This is a genomic window from Amycolatopsis sp. NPDC049253 (assembly GCF_040678995.1).
In the GTDB taxonomy this organism is placed as follows: domain Bacteria; phylum Actinomycetota; class Actinomycetes; order Mycobacteriales; family Pseudonocardiaceae; genus Amycolatopsis.
Window position 1 is genome coordinate 1 of record NZ_JBFAQX010000049.1, and the last position, 13095, is coordinate 13095.

General features: G+C 69.0%; 12 protein-coding genes and 5 pseudogenes. 10 read left to right on the forward strand and 7 right to left on the reverse strand.

What is annotated here, in order from left to right:
• Positions 1-257, reverse strand: a pseudogene (locus AB0K15_RS46120) (hypothetical protein); the annotation flags it as partial.
• A gap of 624 nt (positions 258-881) precedes the next feature.
• On the opposite strand from AB0K15_RS46120, the gene AB0K15_RS46125 reads away from it, so the two are divergent.
• The 4 genes and pseudogenes from AB0K15_RS46125 to AB0K15_RS46140 all read left to right on the forward strand — a co-directional run bounded on the left by AB0K15_RS46125 (position 882) and on the right by AB0K15_RS46140 (position 2203).
• A complete protein-coding gene (locus AB0K15_RS46125; RefSeq protein WP_364067174.1) occupies positions 882-1118 on the forward strand; it encodes a hypothetical protein in 237 nt (78 codons plus the stop codon).
• A 59-nt stretch (positions 1119-1177) separates the two neighbouring features.
• Positions 1178-1339 (forward strand): GMC oxidoreductase, encoded by a 162-nt coding sequence (locus tag AB0K15_RS46130; RefSeq protein WP_364067176.1) that lies wholly within the window; start codon positions 1178-1180, stop codon positions 1337-1339.
• Between the two features lie 402 nt (positions 1340-1741).
• Entirely contained in the window at positions 1742-1879 is a 138-nt protein-coding gene (locus AB0K15_RS46135) for a hypothetical protein (protein ID WP_364067178.1), read from the forward strand.
• 109 nt (positions 1880-1988) lie between these two features.
• Positions 1989-2203: pseudogene (locus AB0K15_RS46140) on the forward strand (CDGSH iron-sulfur domain-containing protein).
• Here the strand turns inward: AB0K15_RS46140 and AB0K15_RS46145 are convergent.
• Together AB0K15_RS46145 and AB0K15_RS46150 are read right to left on the reverse strand one after the other, a co-directional pair.
• Positions 2188-3182 (reverse strand): annotated as a pseudogene (locus AB0K15_RS46145) (iron-containing redox enzyme family protein). The pseudogenes AB0K15_RS46140 and AB0K15_RS46145 overlap by 16 nt on opposite strands.
• A gap of 10 nt (positions 3183-3192) precedes the next feature.
• Positions 3193-4329: a glutamate--cysteine ligase gene (locus AB0K15_RS46150; RefSeq protein ID WP_364067180.1), complete on the reverse strand. Its 1137-nt coding sequence runs from the start codon at positions 4327-4329 to the stop codon at positions 3193-3195.
• 284 nt (positions 4330-4613) lie between these two features.
• Here AB0K15_RS46150 and AB0K15_RS46155 point away from each other — a divergent pair.
• A pseudogene (locus AB0K15_RS46155) lies at positions 4614-4909 on the forward strand (cobalt transporter); the annotation flags it as partial.
• A 348-nt stretch (positions 4910-5257) separates the two neighbouring features.
• Here the strand turns inward: AB0K15_RS46155 and AB0K15_RS46160 are convergent.
• Together AB0K15_RS46160 and AB0K15_RS46165 are read right to left on the reverse strand one after the other, a co-directional pair.
• Positions 5258-5650 (reverse strand): hypothetical protein, encoded by a 393-nt coding sequence (locus tag AB0K15_RS46160; RefSeq protein ID WP_364067182.1) that lies wholly within the window; start codon positions 5648-5650, stop codon positions 5258-5260.
• A 96-nt stretch (positions 5651-5746) separates the two neighbouring features.
• Positions 5747-6178 carry an Hsp20/alpha crystallin family protein gene (locus AB0K15_RS46165; protein WP_364067184.1) on the reverse strand — a complete coding sequence of 144 codons (432 nt, stop codon included), beginning with the start codon at positions 6176-6178 and terminating at the stop codon, positions 5747-5749.
• 864 nt (positions 6179-7042) lie between these two features.
• Here AB0K15_RS46165 and AB0K15_RS46170 point away from each other — a divergent pair.
• Complete coding sequence (locus AB0K15_RS46170; protein WP_364067186.1) at positions 7043-7354, forward strand: MerR family transcriptional regulator; 312 nt, start codon at positions 7043-7045, stop codon at positions 7352-7354.
• 216 nt (positions 7355-7570) lie between these two features.
• Here the strand turns inward: AB0K15_RS46170 and AB0K15_RS46175 are convergent.
• A pseudogene (locus AB0K15_RS46175) lies at positions 7571-7699 on the reverse strand (DUF4383 domain-containing protein); the annotation flags it as partial.
• 79 nt (positions 7700-7778) lie between these two features.
• Here AB0K15_RS46175 and AB0K15_RS46180 point away from each other — a divergent pair.
• The 4 genes from AB0K15_RS46180 (at position 7779) to AB0K15_RS46195 (ending at position 9986) form a co-directional block, all read left to right on the forward strand.
• The gene (locus AB0K15_RS46180; protein ID WP_364067188.1) at positions 7779-8321 is read left to right on the forward strand and encodes a YihY/virulence factor BrkB family protein; all 543 of its coding nucleotides are present in this window, start codon (positions 7779-7781) and stop codon (positions 8319-8321) included.
• Positions 8322-8323: 2 nt separating this feature from the next.
• Positions 8324-8491 carry a hypothetical protein gene (locus AB0K15_RS46185; RefSeq protein ID WP_364067190.1) on the forward strand — a complete coding sequence of 56 codons (168 nt, stop codon included), beginning with the start codon at positions 8324-8326 and terminating at the stop codon, positions 8489-8491.
• Positions 8492-9126: 635 nt separating this feature from the next.
• Positions 9127-9714, forward strand: coding sequence for an NUDIX domain-containing protein (locus tag AB0K15_RS46190; RefSeq protein ID WP_364067192.1), 588 nt, complete (start codon positions 9127-9129; stop codon positions 9712-9714).
• Positions 9715-9761: 47 nt separating this feature from the next.
• Positions 9762-9986: a DUF3072 domain-containing protein gene (locus AB0K15_RS46195; protein ID WP_364067194.1), complete on the forward strand. Its 225-nt coding sequence runs from the start codon at positions 9762-9764 to the stop codon at positions 9984-9986.
• Between the two features lie 328 nt (positions 9987-10314).
• Here the strand turns inward: AB0K15_RS46195 and ligD are convergent, their stop codons facing one another.
• Positions 10315-12318 (reverse strand): DNA ligase D, encoded by a 2004-nt coding sequence (gene ligD, locus AB0K15_RS46200; protein ID WP_364067196.1) that lies wholly within the window; start codon positions 12316-12318, stop codon positions 10315-10317.
• Positions 12319-13095 lie beyond the last annotated feature (777 nt).

Sequence of the window (13095 nt, forward strand, 5' to 3'; positions counted from 1 at the left end):
AACACGACCAGGCCGACGAGTTTGGAGGGGCTGCCTCGTGGGGAGAGCTTCTCCACGTAGTTCGCGCCGCCGCCGGTCTTCAGCCGGTCGTCGACTTTGGCCTTCTGCAGGCCTTTGGTGATGGCCTTGTCCAGCAGTTTGGCGATGATGAAGCCGATCAGCAACACGAGCAGCGCGCCGATCAGCTGCGGCAGGTAGCCCACGAATGTCGTGAATGCGCTCTGCAGGCTCTGCAGGACGTTGAAACCGGTATTCATTGATCTATCCCTTCGGAGAGCGCTATGGCTCATCGCTGATCTATGAAGAGGCTTGTCCAGGTGTAAATTTGCCTGAGGTTGCCAGGTCGACCATGATCGTGCCTGCGGTTTCCGGGCATCGGTGAATTCGCCGGGTTCGTGCAGTGGGTTGGTGGGCACCCGCGCGGTTCCGGGCTGGTCAGGGAGATACTTCGTCGTTCGTTGTCCGCATGTCCGAGAATCTTGGTGAGATGTCACGGGCTGGATGGCTTGTGCTGTGCGCTGCGTACGACGAGATCGGCCGGAGCTCGAGTCGCTCGTACGACCTGCGCATACCCGGATTATTCGGCACCAAACTCGTAGGACCACAACGAACAGAGGACTGCGATTGGCCGGATACCAACGTCATCGGCGCACACGACCGGTTCGCGCACCGGGGGGCGGCACGGCGGACGAGTTCTCGACGGACAGTGGTTGTGGGCAGAACAGGCTCTCCAGTGCGAAAGTGACCCCGCCGTAATCCTGGACGAGTGGTGCACGCGGTAGAACAGCGCGTACCGATCCGGTTCGTCGCCGCGCAGGACGGTCATGTCCCACCGCGGACCGTCCCTCGGGGAACGGTCGCGCGAGCACTTCCTCGCGCGCTTGCTCAAGAGTTTCGGCCCGGTGCTCCGTGAGGTGATCGGCGACGCGCAATACCCGAGGCCGCCAGGCAGAGCCGTCGATGAGGTGGCCGAGCGAAGGCACGGCGGCCGCCCGCTGCTCGATGTGCTGCCGCAGCGCGTCCAGACCGGGCAGGGCAGCTCGGACGTGCAGGACGGCTCCGATGCGCATGTCCGGGTCACCGCTGAACGCCAGGTTCAATGCCCTCGGCTGGTATGACGTCATGAATTCCACTGCTGCGCCTTGCTCAAACGGGCGTCGTCGACAGCCGCGGTCGCGTGCACGGCATCGACGGGCTCGTCGTCGCCCATGCCTCGATCATGCCGCTCGTCCCCAGCGCTCCCACGAACATCACGACTATCATGATCGCGGATCGCGTTGCTGGCTGGCTGCACACCGATGGCGGCCGGCTCTCCGCCGCGAGTCACCAGGAGGGATGACCGCTTTGACCCACCTCGAGCGGACCCTGCAGCCGGTCAAGAGGTAGCCGCTGGGGAAGCAGTCGCTGGTGGAAGGCGCTCCGTGGCTCTGACTTGGGCCCCGCCTCCACGATGGCACGTGAGTGGCACGTGGCGTGGCGCGCAGGTCCGAGTGCTCGGTGGGAGAGGAGCGTCGACGAGGCCGACGCGTCGCTCCGAGTCAGCGCCGCGGTGCGTTCCCTGGCTCTGGTCGGCACCGGCTTCCCGGTGATGACGTGTACGAGATGCGGCGGAGTTAAACCCGATGCACGGCCGACCCGGTTTGGCTGCCACGCCATCCGGCTCGACGGGCGCGCGGCGAACAACGCCGCGCTCGTCCCGTTCAGCGGCGGCCCCGGAGCGTGCCGCGGCCACGACCTTGTGTTGTCCACGACGTCGATGCTGTACGCGAACCTGCTGCAGGCCCACGACTCCCACCTCTACGGCGCCACGCGGAGCTCAGGGGAGCTGCCCGTTCCGCTCGACAACTTCGGGCTGAACTTCGACATCGTCGCGCGGTGACCCAGGCCGGCTCCTTCGTCATGTCACCGGCGAGCGACGCGGACGGACTTCCTTGAACGGTCGGGCTTGGTAGCCCCGCAGGTGCGGAAAGAGGAACTGGTGGTGCTCCGTGCCGACCGGTGAGGGCCGGGGCCACCGGCGGGTGCGGGTGGTCCCGGGTGGGCCGCTGCGATCGAAGGTCCGGTGGAGCTGCAGACGCCCGAGGGCAACACGGTGCGCTCCGACCGGTTCCTGGTGGCAGTGTGCACCTGCGGGCGCAGCAAGTGCTTCCCGCTGTGCGACACCAGCCACCGAAAGCGGGTCCGCGCTCAAGGCAACGGTTGACGCAACGAGGACCGCCCGGTGCGCCAGCACCCCGGCAGGTGCTCGCCGAGGCGGTCCTCGAGGTGGTTCGTGGCCTGCACACCGAACACCACGTCCGCCGCGAGCGCCGGTTCCTGCTCAAGCAGGTCATCGACCACGTCGTGGCGCATCCCTTGTTCGTGCACCGTGTCGGCTTCGATGTGCTCGATAGAGAAGAACTTGCACGCCTCGGGCGCGCCGATCCGGGTGAGCGCCTGCACGATGCGCTGCCCGAGGGCGCCGTGGTGACCTCCGCAGCGGCGAAGTGGCCGACGAGCGCGCCCCGCAGCGCGCGGTGGAGCCCGAACAGCGACATCGCGTTGACGATCGCCAGCATCGGCGCGGGCACGTGGTCCAGCAGGGCCAGGTAGCCGTCGGGGAGTTCGGCGCCGCGCAGCAGGTCGGCGAACAGGTGCGAGTCGACGTACTCCGGGCGGACGCCGCCGAACTCGTCGAACTCCACGGCCACGAGCGCCGCCTTGGCCCGGCCCCGCAGCCGCGGGATGACCCACGCGTGCGGATCGACTTCCTTGAGGTGGTAGATCGAGCGGTGGGCGAACAGTTCCCGCACCTGCCACCACTGGCCCTCGTCACGCAGGTAGTGGGAAACACCGGCCGCGTCGATCGGCTCGACCAGCAGCGCGGCGAACCCGCCGTCGACGTCGTCGCCACCGGGCACCGCGGCGCGCAACGCACTCAGGAAGCGCTCTTCCAGCGCGGCCCGCAGCCGCAGCAGCTCGGGGTCCCACTCCCAGCCGGCGTCGACGCCCGGCAGACCTTGGTAGTGCAGCTCGTAACACAGGTGCAGGCCCAGCTACAGGTCGTCGCCGAACGGGTCCGCGTCCGCGATCGCGTCGAGCGGCAGAGTCTGCCCGGGCGGGGGAGCGGACAGGGTCTCGGAGACGGCGGCCGACAACGGCCCACGGGCGGTGGGGAACATGGCGGACCGCAGACTCGTCATGGCCGGAGGGTTACCCCGCGGCGGCCGGTTCATGCCCCGAGACGGGTACGGTGCGCTCCTCGAGGAGCCGCACCACAGCGCGCAGCCCGCCGCCCGCCGCGGAGCGCTGCGCGTCCGACCCCGTGCCGTCGACGAGCAGTCGGCCGGCCAGTGATTCGGTGAGGGCGCGGTCGCCGGCTTCCTCGAGCGCGCCGGCGGTGTGCGTGAGCAGGTCGTCGACGAGGTCGACGGCCGGACGCCGTCGTTCGAGCCGGGGATCCACCAGGAGCCCGGTGAGGCCGTGGCGCGCGGCGGCCCAGACGGCCGCGGCACACACTTGCGGCGAGAGGCGCGGACCTTCGATCCCGCGCTCCAGGGCGGCCAGCGCGGTCCGCACGAGGGCGCGGGACAGCACCGCCTGCAGTACCGCGCCGTCGACGGTCGGGGCCGCGTCGGCCACGCGCAGTTCCACCGTCGGCAGCCGTGCGGACGGCCGGGCCAGCCAAAAGCTCTGGTTGCGGTCGACCAGCGCCCCGCACGTCACGAGCGCGTCCACCGCGCTCTGGTACTCGGCGTGGCTGCGGAAATACGGCGCGACACCGGAACCGGGGAATCGGGTCTGCAGCACCATGCGCCAGCTGTGGTAACCGGTGTCGCGGCCGTCGGCGAACGGCGAGTTGGCCGACAGTGCCAGCAGTACCGGCAGCCACGGGCCGAGGTGGTTCACCACCGCGACGGCCGTGTCCGGGTCCTCGACGCCGACGTGTACGTGGCAGCCGCAAGCTTCGTAGTCGGCGGCGAGAGGGCCGTAGGCCTCGTGGATCTGCGCGTACCGGCCCTGTGGCTCCGGCTGCGCCCCACGGCCCGGAAGCGACACAGGTGTGCCGGACGCGACGAGCGCACAGTCCTCGGCGGCCGCTGCCTCGGCGAGCAACCGGCGCCCGGCGGTCAGCTGGACCCGTAGCTCGTCGGCGCTCGTGCACACGCCCGTGGCCAGCTCCACCTGCGTCGGGCGCAACTCCCGTTGCGCGATCGCGCCTTCCGGCCACCGGCCGTCGTGCCCGCAGCGCGCCAGCACGCGGTCCGCGCACGGCGCCGTCCGACCCGTGCGCGGGTTGACGAGAAGGAACTCCTCCTCGACCCCGATCGTCGTCCCCGCCCCGTCCATGAGGACTCGGCTACCCGTTTGCGCGGCGGCGGAACCGGGATCGTGTGCCGGAGGCCGGCCGCGGGTGACTTGACGTCGAGCCACGGGGAGATTCGGCGCCAGCCAGTCGTGTAGCCGGTGTCCCTCGAGGCGCAGCCGTTGTGCGGCGAGAGCGGTGAGCGCAGCACCGGCCAGCACGCGTCGCAGCAGGGCGTCGGCCACGGGGTCGCGGGTAGCCCGGACGGCGACGCTCCGGCCTCTGCGTCGCCGAACACGATGGGCCGGGGGACGCGGATCGTCGCGTGGTGCTGTCGTGGCGGGCGCGGCTGCCGGTGGCGGCCGCCGTCACCTCCAACGCTTTCCCGGCGGTCATAGGGCTCGCGGCAGGGATGGTCGCCTCGTCGACCGTGCTGATCGGTTTCGGCTTGGATTCGTTGATCGAGGCCGCCTCGGCAGCCGCGGTGACCTGGCAATTCTCTGCCAATGACCCGCAGGCCGCGAGCGGACGGCGCTGAAGGTCATCGCGGTGTCGTTCTTCGCCTTGCCCACCTACGTCACCGTCGAGCCGGCCCGCACGCTGTTCGGCGCCGTAGCTGCTGAAGATCCAAGGCGGCGGCCACGCTCGTGTCGTTGTCGGCCGGGAGCGCCGGTTCGGGCCGCGGGTGGTGACCTCGACGGGGATAGCGGCCTTCCTGCTGGGCTAGGAGTGATGTCCAGGGACGTTGTTCTGGTTTTGAGGGTGTGCCGGCCTGTCGTGCAGACAGGTGAAGGCCTCTGGTTGTGAAGTCGAGCTGTCTAGGAACCGCTTCACGCACCGGAGGCCTTCGTGTCCCACCCTAACGCCGCGCTGACCCCTCGGACCCGGCTGCGGCTGGCGTGTTTGATCGTCGAGCAAGGCTGGAGCTGCACACTGCGTAGAGGTCGGGCAGGTCTGCGGGGTGCGAGAGGTTCATGGCGAGGACCGGAGCGAACCGGGCGCAGCTGGGTTGAGTTGGCTGATCTCGGTGTAGTAATCGCGCGCCGCGATGTGAGCGGTGTCGAGGGCGCGCCGCAGGGTGGTCAGTTCCCGGCATGCGGAGGCCAGATGTGCGGTGCCCGGCGCGCCGTCGACCCGGCGAAGCTGCTCGGGACGTTGGGTGTGGTGGGCGGTGTGTTCGGCCAGGAGGGTCACCAGATCGGTCAGCTCGCCGGTGAGCTGGGCCAGCTGCCAGCCGGCGTTACGCAGCTGCGCCAGGCTGGACGTCGTGGCCGGGTCGGCCGCGCGGACCGCGCGCCGCAGGTCGCGGGCGGTCGTGGCCAGCGTGGTGGCGATCGTGACCGGTCGGTGTCGGATGGTAGCCATCGGTTCCGCTCTCCTCCTGCTGTGCGAGGGTCGACGGCGACGCGGGCCCCGCCCGGCAGCGTTCGATGCCGCGCGAGCGGAGCCAGGCTTGGGTGCTCAGGCGTTGATCTGCTTGGACTCGCTTTCGCCGCTGATGGCGATCTTGCGCGGCTTGGCCTGTTCGGCGATCGGCATGCGCAGCGTCAACACTCCCGTCTCGTAGTGTGCTGCGATGTTGTTCGCGTCGAGGGTGTCACCCAGGAACAGCTGGCGGGAGAACACCCCGCGTGGCCGCTCGGACACCTGGACCTCGGTGCCCTCGTCGTAGGTCGGCTTGCGTTCGGCTTTGACGGTGAGCACGTTGCGCTCCACGTCCAGGTCGATGGCGTCCGGCGCGACACCGGGCAGATCGAACTGCACCACATACTCGTTGCCGGACCGGTAGGCGTCCATCGGCATCACCGCCGGGTGCGATGTGGTGCCGGTGGCGCCGAAGAACTGCTGGGTCAGCCTGTCCAGCTCCCGGAACGGGTCGGTCCGCATCAACATGACCATCCCTCCTCTGCTCTTTCCCTGTGCACCGCCGCCGGCGTGCTGGGGACCGGAGGCGGCTCGTCAAACCTGTACGCCACCCTGCTTTGGGGAGATGAGTGCTGGTTTCGTGTCATCGCCGAGATCCGGCTCCCGCCGCAACGCGGGCGGCGGGGCCGGAACCAGTTCGGTGGGAAACACCTCTCGAGAATGCCGGGTGTGCAATCGATCCTTCAATGACCTGGGGCCCGTCCCGGCAGCCATACCGCCCGGGCTGGGGGGGTGCCGCGAGGTGTGCGCCACGAGACGCCGGACCGGGACCGCTTTCAGGTTTCCCCGGTCGTCTGTCGGAGCAGGCATCCCCGCCGGGTGAAAGGACTACAGGCGGGCGGGCTCCAGGTGTGCAGGCATCACCTGCCGCCTTTCGAGATCACCATCGCTTCGCTGGCCCCAGGAGCGCACCGGTCGGCGGAGGGGAACGCTGCCGATACCCGCCTCGTGTCGCCGGCACCACGCCGATCGACCGGCCGCGGGTGGCGACGGTGCGGGGTGCGCGGCTGGATCGCTGCGGACCCGAGGATCCAGGCCGGGGCCTCGGTGGGTACGGAGGAAGCACCTCGAAATTGGCGGTCATGATCGCGTCGAACTCGGCGCGCAGCCACGCTGGATCCGCATACACCAGCTCGGCGAACCCGCTGGTCACCGCTTCGCGGCGGGTGGTGTCCGGCATCATCGATCACTCCCCGGCAACATCGCGTTCGACACCAGGTCATGTACCGCTCATCCATTTCTATAGCGCGCACTGCAAGTTGTGTCAAGTGCCTGTACCAGATAATCTGAAGTGGCCGGGAGCGAGCGTGACGACTCGTCAAGGAGGAGTGCGTGGCTGATCTGGGCAACCTCGACAACCCGGACTACCCGTCCTTCACCACCGGGCAGGCCGCGAAGATGCTGGGTGTGCAGGAAGCGTTCCTGCGCAGCCTGGACGCCGCGGACCTGGTGCGCCCACAGCGCTCGGACGGTGGCCATCGCCGCTACTCCCGCCGCCAGCTCACCCTCGTGATCCGGCTGCGCGAACAACTCGACGAAGGCCACACCCTCACCGCCGCCGCCCGCATCATCGGCCTGCAAGACCAGCTCGCCGACGCCGAAAACACGATCCACTACCTGCGCGCCCAGCTCGACCAGCGCTGACTCCGCTCACGCCGTCGGTCACGAGCTCACGCAAGCAATCGTCCAGGCCGGTGCCAACTGCCCCTGTGTCGGCACCCACCTTCGCCGCTGCTTATCCGCCCAGTGCGCGAGGACTCGTCCGATGGCCTCGTAGACATCGGAGTCGGTTCTCATGACGAGCGCTCGGGGCCCCCGCTTGCGGTCGTGTCGAGAGGCTGTGCGTGCTTCGCGGCTGGTGAGTAGGTCGAGGGCGATCATGCCGAGTCCGAGTCCGAGGCCGAGGCCGAGGTGGAGCCAGCTGTCGACGTTGTTGGGCGGGACGACGTTGGCGTCGCTGCCGTGATCGATGAGCAGTCCGTAAAGCCAGAATGCTTCCCCAGCCTCGTGGTGTTGATCTCGGTGCTCGGACTGCTCGGACAGGGCGCGGACGCAGCCCGGAGTCCTTGTGTGGGAGATCGCGAAGTGGCCGGTGATCGCAGTTCTCGTCAGCCTGGTGTTCGCCCTGCTCTACTGGGCCGGACCCAACGTGCGGCAGCCGAGCTTCCGGTGGCTCACGCCCGGCGGTCTGGTCGTCGTCGCACTGTGGGTGCTGGCCTCGGCGGGATTTGCGCTCCACGTAGCCAATTTCGTTTCGTACGACAAGGCTTACGGGTCGCTCGCCGGGGTCATCGTGTTCCTGGTGTGGTTGTGGATCTCCAACGTTGCCCTGCTGCTCGGTGCCGAGCTGGACGCCGAGCTGGCCGGCGGCCGCCGGCTCGAGGCGGGAGGCGGGGGCGGTGAAGCCGAGCCCGTCCTGCCGCCGCGTGATACCACGGCGATGGACGCTGACGAAGCGGACGCCGTGGCCGGCGAGGTCGCGCGGGAACGAGCGCGCCGCCGATCGGCCCGTTGCCGCTCCTCGGTTTGGCCGAGCGCTGGCGTGGTATTCGCCGGGCCAAGGGCACTCCGGCAGACATCGGCCGGAGAAACGTCTACGCCCGTGGAGTAAACATGAGCACACCCGAAATCGACCCGGTCACTGCGGAAAGCATGGAAGAAGACGCTGATTTCGGTGACGAACACACCGAACCGACTTTCCGCGACCAACCTCCGGAGACAGTCGGCGCCAGGACAGAAGACGAGGGCGGCGGCGATCACGGCGGTATGGACCCGCGTTGAGGCCGAGCGAAAGTGTAGGCGCCCATACGCGTCTGCGTGTGTTGGGTCTTGGACGCGAACCACTACGGGAGTTGAAGCGGTGTGAATTGCCGCGAAGGCGCCGAGGCGCGACGGGGTGGCCTGGAACTGGTGCTGTCCTTGGCCGAGGATCAGAGAGCGGCGTGGGGAACCGATGCGGCGGAGCTGGCAGATGCGCTGGACACGGTGCTGGTCGGGCTGGCGGCGATGCGGAAGGGGCGTCACGCCGAGTCCCGGGGAGATGAGACCAGTTTCAAGGACCGTCGGGGCGACGCCGGACTGGCGTGGGACGAGCGGTTGCTGCGGGACGTGTGCGGACTGCTGGCCCGTCTCGAGGGTGTGCGTTCCGCTGGAATCCGGCCGCACACACGCGACGGCGGGTCGTACGGCCAGCTGGCGGCGGCCATGGGGGTGCCCCGGACCACCGCGCAACGTCGTCGGGACGACCTCGGGGAGCCGGGGCCGGCCGAGTTGTGGGCGACCGGAAGCCGCAGCGGGGTGAGCCACGCCGGCTCGCGGGTGCCGGACACGATGCGCTCGTGGTCCACGCCGTGGCCGGGATACATCCCGGTCGAATCACCCCCTCAGAACTCGTGGGCGCTGGACTGGAACGCAGCGTGCGCGAAGGTTGGGCTGATCCCTACGCGACGCCGCGCGATGTCCCGGACTGGGCCGACCGGCAGGCTGCTGCCCTGGTGTCGTACCGGCTCGATGAGCGGCGCCGGCCGCTGAACCCCACCGGCCGCACCGGAAGGCCTGGACGGCACCTCGGAAAATGGGGCGAGAACCAGGCCGCGGACCCGATCGTCGTGGCCGGAGCCGGCGGTGCGGAACCACAGGTGCTGCTCATCCTGCGCCGGGACTGCGCGGAGTGGGCCATCCCCGGCGGCATGGTCGACCCGGGTGAGACCGCGGAGCGCGCGCTGGTCCGCGAGCTGCGCGAGGAAACCGATGTAGACCTGGCCGGTATGGATCCGAAGATCCCGACGCGGACCTACGTGGACGACTGGCGGAACACCGATCACGCGTGGGCGTCGAGCACGGTGGCGCTCTACCGGATCGAGGAAACGCTTCCACCGCCGGTGACGACGCGGCCTCGGCCTCGTGGTTTCCGTTCGCCAGCCTGGACGAACTCGCGGCAGCGATCGAGGGTGCTGGAGGGAAGCTGCACGAAGGGCACCGGCCGCTGCTGTCTGCGGCTCTGAAGCACCTCCGCGACGCCTGATTCGCCTCGCCGGCCACCGCGTCGGGAGTGCGCACCTCCGGTCTGAAGGGCCGTGCCGGCCTGAACGCCCAGAACCCGCAGAAGGACCCGAGCGACTGGACGACCGGCGACGAGCCCATGACCGGGCCGCAGAAGTCGTACCTGCAGACGTTGGGCCAGGAGGCCGGGGTAGAGGTGCCCGAGGACCTCACCAAGGCGCAGGCCTTGGAACGGATCGACGAGCTGCAGCGCACTACGGGCCGCGGGGCGTGAAGTCCGGCGCGTTGTCCACCGGTGGTGGTCCGGGTCCCGCGTTCGATCATCCCGTGTTTGTTCGGCGCCGGGCCGGGTACGCGGCGGGTATGAGTGATCCCGAACGCGCTCACCAGTTCGGGCGACCTGACTCCCGCTGCGCAGTGCGAACTCGCCGGACGCGAAGCCTCGGGCGACCGCGAATTCAGCCGTGAACGCAACGAATTTCCTTGCTGCCGCGCGAAAGCCGAACTGGGACGCCGTCGTCTGATGGAGCTTCAAAGATTTTTGTGCCAGTTCGTAGGAGAAGAACAAATTTCTGTGACGCTCAATTTGTCGCACGGGAAGGTTACCGCGTGGGCAATGGTGCGGTGGTGTCAAGTAAGGGTTGAAGGAGGTCGCCGATGTCGTCGACGCGATCGAGAACGTCGTCGGCGGTGAACGCGAACTGGTGGGCCTGGCGGCAGGCAGACACTTCGCCCCAGGTGACGGGGGTGGACACCGTCGGCGTTTCACGGCCGCGCAAGGAGTAGGCCGCGATGGTGGTCTTGGTGGGGTTGTTCTGGCTCCAGTCGATGAAGACCTTGCCGGTCCGCCGGGCTTTGGCCATTACGGCGGTGACGGTGTCGGGTGTCTCCTGGGCGAGCTGTTGGGCGAGCTGTTTCGCGTAGGCGGAGGGGGCGTCGGCGTGGTTGGTGGTGATGCCGCAGTACAGCTGCATGCCTTTCGAGCCTGAGGTTTTGGCGAAGGGGGTGAGGCCGTCCGCGGTGAGGATGTCGTGCAGTCGCTCGGCGACGCGGCAGCATTCGACGATGGTGGTGCCGGGCCCCGGGTCGAGGTCGACCACGAGCCGGTCTGGCAGCTGCCGTTGCCCGGCTTCGTCGATAGTCCATTGTGGAGTGTGTAGTTCGAGGGCGGCCATGGTGGCTGCCCACACCAGGCTCGGCAGGTCGTCGATCAGTGGGTAGCTGATCGTGCCGGGGCCGCGGCCGCTGCGCGAACCGGTACTGGGCAACAGCACTGTGCGCAGCCATGACGGAGCCCCTCGTGGGAGGTTCTTCTCGAACCAACTCTCGCCGTCGACGCCATCGGGGTAGCGGATGAACGTGACAGGGCGTCCGGCGAGCTGCGGCAGTAGTACCGGTGCGATCCGGGCATAGTAGTTGATCACCTCGCCCTTGGTGAAGCCGTCACGCGGGTAGAGGACTTTGTCCAAGTTGGACAGCTTGAGCCGCCGGTCGCCGACCTGCACCAGCTGCTCGGTCGCGGAAAGAGACGGTCCGGACGACGCAGGCGACGGCTCGACGCGGTGGCTCGGTTTGGGCGCGAGGACGTCGGCGGGCTTCTTGTCCTGGCGCAGGCCGCGCCAGGCGGTGTGGCGGACGCGCCCGGCGCGGGTGAACTGGCGGTAGACGATCTCGCCGACCACGCGCGGCTCGACCCAGCGGGCGCGGGCGGTGTCCTCCCGCGGGGGCGTCGCGGCAAACGGGTCGGTGCGGCGTTCCAGGGGCTGCAACTGGGCCATGAGCTCGGCGCGGGCAGCTTGGGAGAAGCCGGTGCCGACGTCGCCGAGGTACACGAGGTCGCCGGTGTCGGGGTCGTGGGCGCCGAGCAGAAGGCCGCCGAGGGTGCTGGCGAAGCTGCGCTGGCCGGGGCGCCAGCCGCAGATGATGACTTCCTGGGTCTGGATGAACGGGTGCTTGAGCCACGAGTCCGCCCGGCGCCCGGGGACGTAGGTGGAGTTGCGCAGCTTCGTGACGACGCCTTCGTAGCCGGCGTGCGCGGCGTCGGCGAGGAAGTGGGCGGGGGTGCGGTGGTCGGCGTCGAGCTCGCCGAAGGTCACCGCGGGCACGACGGCGACCCGGCGCGGGTCGGGCTTCGGCAGGCCGGTCAGGAGCCGACGGCGTTCGTCGTACGGTTGGGTCAGCAGGCTGCGCCCGCCGAGGTGGAGCAAGTCGAAGGCGAGGAACCGGACGGGCAGGTCCTCGAACTGCTCGTCGCGGCGCAGCGATCCGGCGTGTTTGGTGTAGCGGCCGCGGCGTTCCTGCAGGAGCTCGAAGTCGATCCGGCCGTCCTCGTCGTACACGACGACCTCACCGTCCAGCACCGCGGAGCGTCCGTCCAGGGCGGGGCCGAGCACGGTGGCGAGGTCGGCGAACTCGGCGGTGAAGTCGATGTTGTTGCGGCTGGTCAGCACCGTGGTGCCATCCGGTGCGATCCGCATCGCCGCGCGGTAGCCGTCCAGCTTGTACTCATACGTCCACTCCGGTCCGCTGCGCAGCCGGCCACCATCCGCCTTGGCCAGCATCGGCTCGACCCAGGCAGGGACGTGAGATCGGTCGCGAGCAGCCATTTCGACCCTCCGTCGTCACGCTGCGATCTACTGACGGTAACCCGTTCGGCCCAGTCTTGCCCGTTTGCTGCTCAACGGCCCAGCCGGGGAGACTGGAAGCGATCGGATCGGGGTTGGGCTGCCCCGCCTGCACAAGGGGCTATTGTTCGCAGTCGGCGGGATGCCCTGCAGAGGGGCGTGCGGCGCCAGGGTGCTGGCTGACTTCACCGAGAACGTGGTCTAGCTGGTGGAGACCTGCAGGATCCTCGAGCTGCGGCGTGGACGCCTGCGGTGGGCGCGCACGATCCCCGGAACCTGACATTCCCCACCGCTCCGGATCTCCTCGACGAAGCGTCCGGCGACAGCCGGAGGTCGGACCCGGACCTCGCAGCTTGCGGCACTAGAGTCCGTTTAGAGCCCGACGTCGCCAGGGGTTGGATGCCGCCCACGACACAGCGCCGACGCTAGAAGATCATGGCGGAAGCGCAGCGTTCGCAGGAACGGATTTCCGCCCGCGCACGCGCGAAGTCTGGCTTCGGGCAGGCAATTGGATGACGAGAGAACACGGCGACGTGTTTCCGGGAATGTGGGCTGCGACGTCCCGAGGCTGGCCGTAGGTCGGGACGTCGCGGCCGAGCTGCTGGGGGCTGCGTTGGCCTGCCGTGCCGTTCTGGATCAGCTGGTGCCGGCTCGCGGATACTGTGGGCAGGCCAGACGGCCCAGGCGATGCGGTTCCGGGGCGGCTCCACTTCACAGCCGGAGGTCTTCTGCCTCCACGGCCGAGCTCACTCGGTGTCG